General features: G+C 64.1%; 10 protein-coding genes. 5 read left to right on the top strand and 5 right to left on the bottom strand.

All coding sequences use genetic code 11. The annotated features are described in order from the left end of the window. Positions 1-14: 14 nt before the first annotated feature. Positions 15-338, top strand: a complete 324-nt coding sequence (gene trxA / locus HOP51_RS11210) for a thioredoxin (RefSeq protein ID WP_159553394.1) — start codon at positions 15-17, stop codon at positions 336-338. Between the two features lie 10 nt (positions 339-348). On the opposite strand, the gene HOP51_RS11205 is transcribed toward trxA, so the two are convergent. Continuing rightward, a complete protein-coding gene (locus HOP51_RS11205; protein ID WP_234273988.1) occupies positions 349-1515 on the bottom strand; it encodes an AI-2E family transporter in 1167 nt (388 codons plus the stop codon). 148 nt (positions 1516-1663) lie between these two features. Here HOP51_RS11205 and HOP51_RS11200 point away from each other — a divergent pair, with 148 nt between their 5' ends. Beyond that, positions 1664-2428, top strand: coding sequence for an SIMPL domain-containing protein (locus HOP51_RS11200; protein WP_234273987.1), 765 nt, complete (start codon positions 1664-1666; stop codon positions 2426-2428). Here the strand turns inward: HOP51_RS11200 and serS are convergent. Then, positions 2406-3695, bottom strand: a complete 1290-nt coding sequence (serS, locus tag HOP51_RS11195) for a serine--tRNA ligase (protein WP_234273986.1) — start codon at positions 3693-3695, stop codon at positions 2406-2408. The two genes, HOP51_RS11200 and serS, sit on opposite strands and share 23 nt — an antisense overlap. Before the next feature lie 182 nt (positions 3696-3877). Here serS and HOP51_RS11190 point away from each other — a divergent pair, with 182 nt between their 5' ends. Continuing rightward, positions 3878-7150 (top strand): FAD-binding and (Fe-S)-binding domain-containing protein, encoded by a 3273-nt coding sequence (locus HOP51_RS11190; protein ID WP_234273985.1) that lies wholly within the window; start codon positions 3878-3880, stop codon positions 7148-7150. Between the two features lie 366 nt (positions 7151-7516). On the opposite strand, the gene trpC is transcribed toward HOP51_RS11190, so the two are convergent. Further along, a complete protein-coding gene (trpC, locus tag HOP51_RS11185) occupies positions 7517-8323 on the bottom strand; it encodes an indole-3-glycerol phosphate synthase TrpC (protein ID WP_234273984.1) in 807 nt (268 codons plus the stop codon). A gap of 181 nt (positions 8324-8504) precedes the next feature. Between trpC and HOP51_RS11180 the strand changes: the two genes are divergently transcribed. Next, the gene (locus tag HOP51_RS11180; RefSeq protein ID WP_234273983.1) at positions 8505-9368 is read left to right on the top strand and encodes a 4'-phosphopantetheinyl transferase family protein; all 864 of its coding nucleotides are present in this window, start codon (positions 8505-8507) and stop codon (positions 9366-9368) included. Here HOP51_RS11180 and trpD read toward each other — a convergent pair. Together trpD and HOP51_RS11170 are read right to left on the bottom strand one after the other, a co-directional pair. After that, entirely contained in the window at positions 9346-10365 is a 1020-nt protein-coding gene (gene trpD, locus HOP51_RS11175) for an anthranilate phosphoribosyltransferase (protein ID WP_234273982.1), read from the bottom strand. The two genes, HOP51_RS11180 and trpD, sit on opposite strands and share 23 nt — an antisense overlap. 26 nt (positions 10366-10391) lie before the next feature. Beyond that, positions 10392-10976 carry an anthranilate synthase component II gene (locus HOP51_RS11170; protein ID WP_234273981.1) on the bottom strand — a complete coding sequence of 195 codons (585 nt, stop codon included), beginning with the start codon at positions 10974-10976 and terminating at the stop codon, positions 10392-10394. A 349-nt stretch (positions 10977-11325) separates the two neighbouring features. On the opposite strand from HOP51_RS11170, the gene HOP51_RS11165 reads away from it, so the two are divergent. Beyond that, positions 11326-12294, top strand: a complete 969-nt coding sequence (locus tag HOP51_RS11165) for a metal ABC transporter solute-binding protein, Zn/Mn family (RefSeq protein ID WP_338073044.1) — start codon at positions 11326-11328, stop codon at positions 12292-12294. Positions 12295-12368 lie beyond the last annotated feature (74 nt).

Here is a 12368-nt window from a genome sequence, read left to right as displayed (position 1 = left end):
AACTGGAGATTCACATGGCCAATAACGTCGATGTCACCAATGCCAACTTCGAGCAGGAAGTCCTGAAGGCAGAACAGCCCGTGCTACTCAAGTTCTGGGCCCCCTGGTGTGGCCCCTGCAAGGTCATGGCCCCGGTGATCGACGAGGTTGCCGAGGAGCGTACCGCCAGCCTCAAGGTCGTCAGCATCAACGTCGACGATGCCCCCGAGATCGCGGCCGAACAGGGCGTGCGTGGCGTGCCGACCGTCATGCTGTTCAAGTCTGGCTCCAAGGTCGCCTCACTGGTCGGCGCACAGTCCAAGTCGCAATTGGTTCAGTTCATCGACCAGAACGTCTGACACGCCTACCTTAGCGTTCTTCTCGCCCTGGCTCCTGCCGGGGCGATTGCGTTTCGGGGCGGGGAAACTCAGCCTCATCACCACTCAAGGAAACCTTTCCGCCCTCTTCCCCCATTACGCTATCGGCCATGGGTCGCTTTCCCGGCCCCAGCAGGTAAGCGATCCAGCGCGTCTGCGGGTGGCTATCCAGGGCAATCTTCAGCGTCATGGTCAACACCACCGAAAGCAGCATGCCAACCACTCCCAGCATCCAGCCCCACACCACCAGTGACAGGAAAGCGACGAAGGCCGATAACCCAAGAGCACGGCCCATCAAGCGCGGCTCGACCAGGTTGCCGAGCACGAAATTGATGGCCAGATAGGCCATGGCCAGGCCAAAAGCCTGGAACAACCCGCCGTCCTGGGAGACCAGCAACAACAACACCGGTGGCAGTGCCGCGATGGCGGAGCCGATGTTGGGTATGTAATTGAGCGCGAAGGCCAGCACACCCCACAGCAGGGGGAAGCCCACCCCGGCCACCAGACAGGCCAGCCAGGCCATGAGGCCGGTCAGCAGGCTAACGAACGTCTTGACCGCCAAGTAGCGCTTGAGGGTCTGGCTGAATTCCTGAAAACGCTGCAGGCTGGCCTCGGGGTGGTCGAGAGCGTGGGCCACCTTGCGACGGAAATTGAGTGTCTCGAACAGCATGAAGATGACCAGCAGCGCCACCACAACGCTCTGCATCAGCAGGTTGCCAAGCCCCCCCAACAGCGCCGTGAGCCAGCCACTCTCGTCTTCGGACTCGACCAGGCCGGCCAGCGTGTCAGGATTGATGGCCAGGCCCATGGCGGCCAGGCTGTCGAGTAGGTTGAGATAATGTTCGTAGAGACGCCCCTCGATGCCCGGCAACGCCTCGATGAAAGTGCCGAAAGCATTGACGACGAGCAGCCCCACCAGGGAGAGAAAGCCACCGATCACCAGCAGGGTCACGACTACCGCCAGGCGCAGGCCCAGGCCCAGGCGATGGAGCCAGTTTACCGGAGAGGTGCAGATCACGGCGATGAACAACCCAAGCAGAATCGGGATGATCAGGTCAGCGCCAGCGCGAATGCCGGCAATGATCACCACCAGCGCCGCCAGCGCCAGCGTCAAGGTGAGCGGAAGACCGTATCGCACATTGTCGTCGCGGTTAAGCATGCCATCTATCCCTATCTGGCGTGTCCTGCTTATCATGACCCTTACCGGGCGGGCACACAAACTCGCCCGTTCCCGGCGATAGTGCGGGCATCATACGACCTGAGGCCCCACTGCCCATTTTTCTCATTGCCGCAAGGAGGCTTTCCCGATGCCCTCGATTCGCTTTCGCTACCTGCTGCTAGGTGGCTGGCTGACCGTCGTTCCGTTCATGGCAACCGCTACCCAAGCCGATGAGCCACGTGCCCGGCTGGACGTGCAGGCCGAAGCCCAGCTCGATGTGGTGCCGGATCGTGCGACGCTCAGTGCCCGGCTGTGGGAGCGTACGCCGGCTGTGGCACGCCACGACGACGATACCGATCCCGATGCCTTGCGCCAGGCTCGTGATCGGTTGGAGGAGCGCGCCGCCGCTCTGATCGGCGCGCTGGAGGAAGCCGGTGTGGAGCGCGACGACATCAATGCCGGCTCGCTCAGCGTGCAGCCCGAGTACGTACCCGCTCCACGGCGTAGCGACACCGACCAGGAGATGCTGATGCGCACCCGACTCGAACGGCCTTTTCAGGTCCGCGTCGATGACCTGGAGCGCCTGCCGCACTTGCTCGACGCCTTGACCGCGGCCGGCGTCAATGCCATGGACGGAATCAGCTACGACCTCGCCGATCGCGATGCCGCCACCGACGAGGCACTGGTGATGGCTTTGGAGAAGGCCCGCCACAAAGCCGAGCTGATGGCACGCACCATGAACGTCTCACTGGGACCGGTGGCTTCTATCAGCGAGACGCGCTCTCCTATCTACATGCCGCGCATGATGGCAATGAGCGCTGACGCCCGGGAGAGTACCCAGCAGGCCGAGTACCGCCCCGGGACGATCGTCATCGAGGCGGGCGTCAGCGTCAGTTGGGAGATCGAGAATTGATAGTGGCGATGCCACCCAGATAGGGACGCAGCGACTCGGGCACGGTGATGGAGCCATCGGCATTCTGGTGGTTCTCCATCACTGCGATGAGGCAGCGTCCCACCGCCAGGCCCGAGCCGTTGAGCGTATGCAACAGCTGCGGCTTCTTCTGCTCGGGATGGCGGAAGCGCGCCTGCATGCGTCGCGCCTGAAAATCCTCGCAGTTGGAGACCGAAGAAATCTCGCGGTAGGTCTGCTGGCTTGGCAGCCATACTTCCAGATCGTAGGTCTTGGCCGCGCCAAAGCCCATGTCACCGGTACATAGCGTGACCACCCGGTAGGGCAACTCGAGCGCCTGCAGGATCGCCTCGGCGTGTCCACGCATCTCTTCGAGCGCCTCATAGCTCTTCTCGGGCTCGACCAGTTGCACCATCTCGACCTTGTCGAACTGGTGCTGGCGGATCATGCCGCGGGTATCGCGGCCGTGGGATCCCGCCTCGCTACGGAAACATGGCGTGTGAGCGGTAAGCTTTAGCGGCAGCACCTTATGCTCGAGGATCTCGTCGCGGACGAAGTTGGTCAGCGGCACCTCGGCGGTAGGGATGAGGTGAAAGCTGCGCTCGTCGTCCAGCCGAAACAGATCCTCCCCGAACTTGGGTAATTGGCCGGTGCCGAACAGCGAAGCCTCGTTGACCATGTAGGGGACGTAGCACTCCTCGTAGCCGTGCTCGAGGGTCTGCTTGTCGAGCATGAACTGCGCCAGCGCCCGGTGCAGGCGGGCGATCTGGCCACGCATCACGGCAAAGCGCGAACCGGTCAGCTTGGCCGCCAGTTCGAAGTCCAGCTCTCCCTTGAGCCCGCCCAGGTCGACATGGTCGCGAACTTCGAAGTCATATTCGCGCGGCGTACCCCAGCGGTGCAGCTCGACGTTGTCTTCCTCACTCTCGCCTGCCGGCACGCTGTCGTGGGGCAGGTTGGGAATGCCACTGACCAGGGCATCCCACTCCTCCTGTACTTCCGCCAGTTGCCGCTTGGCGGCATCGAGGCGGTCACCGAGATCATTCACCTCGTCGAGCAGCGGCTGGATGTCCTCGCCGGATGCCTTGGCCTTGCCGATCGCCTTGGAGCGGGTATTGCGCTCGTTCTGCAGGGACTCGGTCTCGGTCTGCAGCTCGCGGCGCCGGGACTCCAGCGCCTCGAGTCGCTCGGTGTCGAGGGCGAAACCCCGTTTGGCCAATCGTTGGGCAACCGTATCGAGGTCGCTGCGCAGCAGTTTGGGATCGAGCATGGAATCCGGTCCGTAACAGTCGGTGAATCGGAAAATCGAGCCGTCCATTGTAGGCAAAAGGCCGTGAGGGCGCCACGCGCTCACGGCCCGGGATGCGCATCACCGTCCTATCGCGGTAAAGTAGCGCCACTCCCTGCCGTCTCGCCCATCGGGCGGCATCCAACGACCGAATACGACTAGCCATGATCTCAAGACTGGACACCACCGGCTCTCCTGCCATCGCAGGCTTGGGCGCTCACTACCTGCGTTTTCTCGAGGCGCTGAAAGGCTCGGGCTTCGAGGGTGAGGTTGCCCCCGACTATGCCGATCGCACGGTGCTGGCCACCGACAACTCGATCTACCAGCGCCTGCCCCAGGCGGCACTGTTCCCGCGCCACGCCACCGACCTCGAGCGCATCGCCCGGCTCGCCGCCGACCCCGAGCATCGCCAGGTGGTGCTCACGCCCCGAGGTGGCGGCACCGGTACCAACGGACAGTCTCTCACCGATGGCCTGGTGGTGGACGTTTCCCGTCATATGAACGCGATTCTCGAGATCGACGTCGAACAGCGCCGGGTGCGCGTGCAGGCCGGCGTGGTCAAGGATCAGCTCAACGCAGCGTTGAAGCCTCACGGACTGTTCTTCGCCCCTGACCTCTCCACTTCCAATCGCGCCACCATCGGCGGCATGATCTCCACCGACGCCAGCGGCCAGGGCAGTTGCGAGTACGGCAAGACCCGCGATCATGTACTCGAGCTCGACACCGTGCTGCTTGGCGGCGAGCGGCTGGTCAGCCGCCCGGTGGACGACGGCGAGCTGGAGACACTGTGTCACCACCGCGGCGTGATCGGCGACGCCTACCGTACCGCCCGCGAGATCATCGACACCCAGCGCGAGCTGATCGCAGCCAAGTTCCCGCCGCTCAACCGCTGCCTGACCGGCTACGATCTGGCGCATCTCAGGGACGCGGAAGGTCGTCTCGACATCAACAGCCTGCTGTGTGGCTCCGAGGGTTCACTCGGGTTCCTCAACGAGGCCGTGCTCAACGTGCTGCCGATCCCCAACCACTCGACCCTGGTCAACGTGCGCTATGCCGGTTTCATGGACGCCCTGCGCGACGCCAAGGCGCTGATGGCTTCCGCGGCCAGACCCACTTCCATCGAGACGGTGGACGACAGGGTACTGCTGCTGGCCATGGAGGATTTCGTCTGGGACAGCGTGGCGGAATTCTTTCCCAGCGAGGCGCCCCTGGGCACTTCCGAGGACGAACCCGGCACTGCCGAGGGCGATGCCGTCACGGTCGAGCGCCAGGCGGTGGCCATCCGCGGCATCAACCTGATCGAGTTCAACGACGACGATCCCGAGCGACTCGCCGAGCGCGTCGCCGCCTTCTGTCGTCATCTGGAAGCGGATGAGAGCGTGCCACGCCTCGGCTACACCCTGGCGCAAGGTCGCGATCAGATCCAGCAGGTCTACGGCATGCGCAAGCGCGCCGTGGGACTGCTGGGCAATGCCAGGGTCGATGCCAAGGGCGAGAAGCGTCCGATTCCCTTCGTCGAGGACACTGCGGTACCGCCGGAGCATCTGGCCGATTTCATCGCCGAGTTCCGCGCCGCGCTGGACGCCCGCGGGCTCAGCTACGGCATGTTCGGCCACGTCGATGCCGGCGTGCTGCACGTGCGCCCGGCCATCGACATGAAGGACCCGGAACAGGAACGGCTGATCCGCGAGGTCTCCGACGAAGTGGCGGAGCTGACCCACAAGTACGGCGGCCTGCTGTGGGGCGAGCATGGCAAGGGGGTGCGCTCCGAGTATGCGCCCAAGTTCTTCGGCGAGCTCTACCCCAGCCTGCAGCGGGTCAAGGCCGCCTTCGACCCACACAATCAGCTGAATCCCGGCAAGATTGCGACTCCATCCAATCCGCCCGCAGCCGCGGGGCTCTCTATCCCGCCCGATGCCGCGGGCAAGGCGTCTACCGCCAGTGCCCCTCTCCAAGCGGAGGCGGTAAGACTGGTCGACCCGGGCCTGCTGACCATAGACGGCGTGCCCACCCGCGGCCAGTTCGACCGCCAGATCGACGAGCGCGTGTGGCAGGCTCATGCCGCCACGGTGTACTGCAACGGCAACGGCGCCTGCTACAACTACGATCCCTTTGATGCCATGTGCCCCTCATGGAAGGCGACACGCGATCGCATCCACTCGCCCAAGGGACGCGCCAGCCTCGTTCGCGAGTGGCTGCGCCTGCAGGGCAATGCCGGGATCGATCTGGTGGAAGAGGCACGCCAGCAGCGCCAGGAGGGCGCCTGGGGCTTTCTCAAGCACCTGCCGGCTCGGGCACGCAACACCTGGCGCCGCCGCAACGAGACCGACTTTTCCCACGAGGTCTACGACGCCATGGCGGGCTGCCTGGCTTGCAAGTCCTGCGCCGGGCAATGCCCCGTGAAGGTCAACGTGCCGGACTCGCGCTCGCAGTTCCTCGAGGTCTACCATGGCCGCTACCTGCGCCCGGTGCGGGACTACCTGATCGGCGGCATGGAGTTCTTCGTGCCCTATCTCGCCTACGCCGCGCCGCTGTACAACGCCGCGCTGAACCAGCGCCTGGTGGACCGCCTGCTGTCACGGCACATCGGCCTGGTCGACAGCCCACGCCTGTCGCGCGCACGGCTGGCCAAGCAACTGCGCACCTGGGGCGTCGCCGAGGCTACACCGATCTCACTGGGCCTGCTCAGCGAGGCGCAGAAGGCCAGCAGCGTGGTCATCGTGCAGGACGCCTTCACCAGCCACTTCGAGGCCGAACGGGTGATGGACATCGTCGAGCTGCTCTCGCGCCTGGATATCAAGGTGTTCGTCGCCCCCTACTCAGCCAACGGCAAGCCGCTGCACGTGCAGGGCTTCCTTGGGGCCTTCGAGCGCACGGCAGCGAAACAGGCCCGACGGCTGCGCGCCCTGGCCGAGTTCGACGTGCCGCTGGTGGGTATCGACCCGGCCATGACCCTCACCTACCGCCAGGAGTACGTGAAAGCGCTGGGGCCCGATGCCGTGCCCGAGGTGCTGATGCTGCAGGAGTGGCTGGTGGCCCAGGGCACGCGCCTGGTGCCTCCCGCTCTCGCCCGGAAACTCGAGCAACTCGACGACCCGAACTTCCGGCTGCTCTCCCACTGCACCGAGAAGACCAACGCTCCCGGCAGCCCCAAGGCGTGGCAACAGGTATTCGCCGCCTTTGGCTTCGAACTCGAACTCCTCGCCACCGGCTGCTGCGGCATGTCCGGCACTTACGGTCATGAGGCGCGCAACCTCGAGACCTCGAAGACCATTTACGCCCAGTCGTGGCAGTCGGTGGTTGAAGACAAGATGAACCAGGGCCGGCTGCTGGCCACCGGCTACTCCTGCCGCAGCCAGGTCAGCCGCCTCTCCGGCCAGGCTCTGCCGCATCCGCTGCAGGGGCTGCTCAGCCACCTGCGTCAGCTAAGCTGGTAAACGGGCAAGGCTGGCGGGATACCCGCCAGCCTTGCTGGCCAAACAAGTCATACCAGCAGAAAAAACAAGCTGGAAGAGACTGAAACCCGAGCCTCGCACGCTGATACTGAGTTCGGCTCGGTCCATCAAAGCCCGCACCATCTTGCGCAGTTGCTCGACCTCGAGCTGTCACCGCGGCACCGGCTGGGATGCTATAGCTCGCGGCGCTTGCTATCTCGACCCCGAACTTGGCAGTGCCAATACCTGCAATGACAAGGCGCTCCCTGCCGCGCTCCGGCTTTTCCGGAGCAGATGCCTCGCCTGGCGCATCAGCGCGAGGACTATCTCGCTCACTATGAGCCTGTCGAGGAGTAATTCGCGCAACGCTCAGTAGAACAGCCGCCGCAGCGCTTCGCCCGGTTCCTGCGCGCGCATGAAAGCTTCGCCGACCAGAAAACCATGCACGTCGTGCTCGCGCATGCGCAGCACGTCGGCCTGGGTATGAATGCCGGATTCCGTCACCACGGTCACCTCGGCGGGAATCCGCGGAAGCAGCTCCAGGGTGGTTTCCAGGCGGGTCTCGAAGGTGTGCAGGTTGCGGTTGTTGATGCCCACCAGGCCGATGCCGAGCTTGAGCGCGCGCTCGAGCTCCAGGGCGTCATGCACCTCGACCAGCACGTCCATGCCCAGCGCCGTCGCCTGCTGGTAGAGGTCGGTCATCCGGGCATCGTCTAGCGCTGCGACGATCAGCAAAATGCAATCGGCACCAATGGCGCGTGCCTCGCTGACCTGATAGCCGTGCACGATGAAATCCTTGCGGATGACCGGTAGATCGCACGCCTCGCGGGCCGCGATGAGGAAGTCCTCGTGGCCCTGGAAGAAATCGGCGTCGGTCAGCACCGAAAGGCAAGCGGCACCGCCGGCGGCGTAACTCGCGGCGATCTCGGCGGGGCGAAAGTCTTCGCGGATGACGCCCTTGGAGGGCGAGGCCTTCTTGATCTCGGCAATCACCGCCGGATCGCCCTCGGCGATGCGTCGGTCCAGGGCGGCGATGAAGCCGCGCGGGGCGCTCTGGCGCTGAGCCAGCTCCAGCAGCTCGGCTTCGGACACGGCGCGGCTGCGCTCGGCCACTTCTCTGTCCTTGCGGGCCAGGATGCGGGTGAGAATGGTCGGGGCGTCCTTGGTTGGGCTCATGGTACTGTCTCGGTGCAGGCGGCGCAGGCCGCGGGTGATGCCGGTAAGCGTTCCATCTTACCTAGCCCCGGCTCGACATGGAAAGTCACAGTGCCCAAAGTCGGCGCGTAGCCTCCCTACCACCAACTCTAATACCAGCACGACATGGCGCCGACACTCCGGCCCATGCCAGAATCCGCTCATGGACACGCTCCCTTCCTTTATCGGCCCTTTTACCAGCGACTGGCCCTGGGATTCCCCCCTGCCGGGTATCCGTCTGGTCGCGACTCGCTTCGACCCTGCGCTTTTCGATGAGCAGGCAGGCGCGTGCGCCCCTTCAGACTGCCATGGTGTCACCCTTCCACCCCGCCTGCATGGTGCCATTGCCAAGCGGCAGGCAGAGTATGTCGCCGGGCGCCTTTGCGCCCAGCGTGCACTGTGGCTGCTGGACGGTCGGGACGCCTGCCCGGGAATGAACGATGATCGCTCCCCCCGCTGGCCCGTGGATTGCGTGGGCGCCCTCACCCATAACGACGGCTGGGCCGCGGCCCTGGTCGCCCACCGGCAGGCCTATCTAGGACTCGGGCTGGACGCCGAGCGGCTGCTTGGCACCGAGGAGGCCTGGCGACTGGCCAGAAGAGTGCTTGCACCGGGGGAGGCCACTCGACTGGCGCAGTTGGCCCCGTCGAACGTAGGGCTAATGGTCAGCGCGACTTTTTCCCTCAAGGAAAGCCTGTTCAAGGCCCTCTACCCTCTGGTGGGCCGCATGTTTCATTTCCAGTCCGCCGAGCTGGTGGCCTGGCACGGTCTCGGCGCTGTGCGCTTGCGCCTGCGGGAAGACCTGGGCAGCGGCTGGGTGGCTGGCCGGGAAGTGACAGGTATGGTCTGCCTGAACAACGGCAGGATCCTGAGTCTGGTGGCACTACCAGTCACTGGTGCGGAAGCGGGACACCCGCCTGAGCCACCCATCGCTGCTGATCCGAACGGAGGACACCACGATGGGGTCGTAACGAGAAGGGAGGCGCCGCATGGGCGCCCCGGTCTTAGGAAATCAGCACGCGGGTGAAATCCGCCAGTTCCTTCATTTTCTCCAGCGGCAGTTTGGAAGCCTGGGCGTCCTGGGCCATCATCACGCCCTCTTTCAGGGTATCGGCGATACCCGCGCAGTAGAGCGCCGCACCGGCGTTGAGGGAGACGATATCGGCCCCCGGCCCCTCGCCCACCAGCGCCTCGCGCACCAAGCGCAAACTATCCTCCGCACTGACTACCTTGAGCGGGGCCAGCTCCTGGCGCTCGATGCCGAAGTCCTCGGGAGCGATGGTGTAGCGGCGAATCTCACCGTCCTTGAGTTCGGCCACCTGGGTGGGAACGGCCAGGGATATCTCATCCAAGCCATCCTCGGCATGCACTACCATGACGTGGCGACTGCCAAGCTGACGCAACACCTCGGCCATCAGCGGCACCAGTTCGGCAGCGTACACACCCAACACTTGGTTAGGCGCGCCTGCGGGATTGGTCAAGGGACCGAGAATGTTGAACAGGGTGCGTACGCCCATCTCGCGGCGCGGGCCGATGGCGAAGCGCATGGCGGGATGGTGATTGGGGGCGAACATGAAGCCGACCCCCACCTGTTCGATACAGCGCGCGACCTGTTCCGGCTTGATATCCAGATGGATGCCAGCCATGTCGAACAGGTCGGCACTGCCGGAAGAGGATGAGACGCTGCGGTTGCCGTGCTTGGCCACGTGGGCACCGGCCGCAGCGGCAACGAAGCTCGAAGCGGTCGAGACGTTGAACAGGTTGGCACCATCGCCGCCGGTACCGACGATGTCCACCACGTTCTCGGCAACCAGATGCACCCGCTTCATCAGTTCGCGCATGACCTGGGCGGCGGCACCGATCTCCTCGGCGGTCTCCCCCTTCATGGCCAAACCAACCAACAGGCCACCGATTTGAGCATCGGTGGCCTCTCCGGTCATGATCTGCTGCATCACCGAGTGGGTTTCATCGAAACTCAGGTTCTCGTGGCGCATCACCGCGGCAATGGCGTCTCGCATCTGCATGGACAGGAACTCCTCTTTCTTGCGGTTCAGCGGCGCTTCAGGAAATTGGCCAGCAGCTCGTGCCCCTGACGGGTCAGGATCGATTCTGGATGGAACTGCACGCCCTCGATGTCCAGCTCGCGGTGACGCAGGCCCATGATCAAGCCAGGCGTCACGTCGTCCTCATCGGTCCAGGCGGTAACCTCGAGGCAGCTGGGCAAGGTCTCGGCCTCCACCACCAGGGAGTGGTAACGGGTAACCTCGAGCGGGTCCTCGAGGCCGGCGAAGACGCCCTGCCCGGTATGGCGGATCCGCGAGGTCTTGCCATGCATCACCTGGGGCGCGCGCACCACCTCGCCGCCATAGACCTGGCCGATGGCCTGATGTCCCAGGCAGATGCCAAGGATCGGCAGGCGCCCGGCAAAATGCTCGATGGCGGAAAGTGAAATGCCCGCCTCGTTGGGAGTGCAGGGTCCCGGTGAGATCACCAAGTGGCTCGGCGCCAGCGCTTCGATCTGCTCCAGCGTGATGGCATCGTTGCGATAGGTCGCCACCTCGGCCCCCAGCTCCCCCAAATACTGCACCACATTGAAGGTAAAGCTGTCATAGTTATCGATCATCAGCACGGACATGGCGTAAGGTCCCGTTCCATCTTTGCAATGTTCATAAGGCTCGCCAGCCGCGCAGGGCCTGCTTCGGACACAAAAAAGCCGCCCCGACGGCGGCGTTTTCTTCAGTCGTCAGCGTGCCGCCCCTCGCTCAGGAGCGCCACCACTGGATCATGTTCGGCATGTAGGCGTTTGCGTTCATGACGCAATAGTGCCGTCGTGGCGGCCGGGCTGTCAACGCAAGATAGCGGCAAGCCGTACCGTGAGCGAACCGACATGCGCGAACGGGAAGCGACGCCCGCCTTTGCTGGCCAGCGTTCTTCCCAATCTCTATCATCGGGGCACATGCGCTACCGCAAAAAGGAGATTGACGATGCGCTATACCCGCCGAGCCTGTTTCTGGCTGGCCTTGCCTCTCGCTGCCATGGTTGGCGGCGTCACGGCTGCAGCGGCCAATCCCAAAGTGGTCGCCAGCTTTTCCCTCCTTGGCGATCTGGTCAATCAGGTTGGCGGTAACGATATCGAACTGGTTGTCTTGACCCCTGCCGGGGCCGAAGTGCACGAATGGGAGCTGACCCCGGATAACTTCATTGCCCTGGAAGATGTCGATGTCGTCTTCTACAACGGTTACCAGCTCGAGCAGTGGATGCGCCAGGTCTACGCCACCGTAGGCAACCGGGCCCCACTGATACCGGTTGCCGAAGCCACGGAATACCCGACACAGCCGATCGTCACCGGTGAATATACTGGCGAGCCCGATCCCCACCTATGGATGGACCCACGCGCGGTAGCAGACTACATGCAAGTGATCGCCGATCACCTGGCGGAACTCCATCCCCAGGCCGCCGACAACTTCCAGGCAAGAGCCGATGCCGCCAAGGAGAAGCTGGCAGCACTGCATGAGGAAGTGGGGGAAATCCTGGTGCAGATCCCCAAGGAGCAGCGAATCCTGATCACCACCGAGGCAGCCTTCGTTTATTTCGCCGAGGCCTACGGCTTTCGCCATGATGGCGTTTGGGGCAGCAATGCCGAGACCGAAGGCTCACCCCAGCAGATCATGCGCATTGTCGACCTGATCGACGAGACCCGACCCGGCGCCCTGTTCTGGGAAAGCACCCTGTCGGACCGCTACATTCGCAGCATCGCCACCGATACCGGCGTACCGGTTGCCGGCCCGCTCTACGTCGACTCGCTCAGCGAATCCGACGGCGAGGCCTCCAACTACGTAGCCATGATGCGCCACAATGCCAACCTGATTCGCAACGCCCTGATTCAGGAAGAGAGTGAAGACAGTGCGGAGGATGTCGAGCAGGAAACGGAAGGCGCCAGCGTGAGCGAGTGAGTACTCACCTCGTCTCGATGAGCCGGGTTTACCTTCGTTGAGAGAGCGGCCGCCCGCACCATGGACATGCCAGC

Origin of the sequence: Billgrantia zhangzhouensis, assembly GCF_021404465.1 — a bacterium.
Taxonomy (GTDB): Bacteria; Pseudomonadota; Gammaproteobacteria; order Pseudomonadales; family Halomonadaceae; genus Halomonas; species Halomonas zhangzhouensis.
The sequence above is the reverse complement of the archived record's forward strand: the minus strand, read 5'-3'. Positions and strand labels throughout refer to the sequence as shown.

Bases quoted from the DNA above. Each gene is read 5' to 3' on its own strand.
- trxA (WP_159553394.1), top strand. From the start codon at position 15: ATGGCCAATAACGTCGATGTCACCAATGCCAACTTCGAGCAGGAAGTC.
- HOP51_RS11205 (WP_234273988.1), bottom strand. From the start codon at position 1,515: ATGCTTAACCGCGACGACAATGTGCGATACGGTCTTCCGCTCACCTTG.
- HOP51_RS11200 (WP_234273987.1), top strand. From the start codon at position 1,664: ATGCCCTCGATTCGCTTTCGCTACCTGCTGCTAGGTGGCTGGCTGACC.
- serS (WP_234273986.1), bottom strand. From the start codon at position 3,695: ATGCTCGATCCCAAACTGCTGCGCAGCGACCTCGATACGGTTGCCCAA.
- HOP51_RS11190 (WP_234273985.1), top strand. From the start codon at position 3,878: ATGATCTCAAGACTGGACACCACCGGCTCTCCTGCCATCGCAGGCTTG.
- trpC (WP_234273984.1), bottom strand. From the start codon at position 8,323: ATGAGCCCAACCAAGGACGCCCCGACCATTCTCACCCGCATCCTGGCC.
- HOP51_RS11180 (WP_234273983.1), top strand. From the start codon at position 8,505: ATGGACACGCTCCCTTCCTTTATCGGCCCTTTTACCAGCGACTGGCCC.
- trpD (WP_234273982.1), bottom strand. From the start codon at position 10,365: ATGCAGATGCGAGACGCCATTGCCGCGGTGATGCGCCACGAGAACCTG.
- HOP51_RS11170 (WP_234273981.1), bottom strand. From the start codon at position 10,976: ATGTCCGTGCTGATGATCGATAACTATGACAGCTTTACCTTCAATGTG.
- HOP51_RS11165 (WP_338073044.1), top strand. From the start codon at position 11,326: ATGCGCTATACCCGCCGAGCCTGTTTCTGGCTGGCCTTGCCTCTCGCT.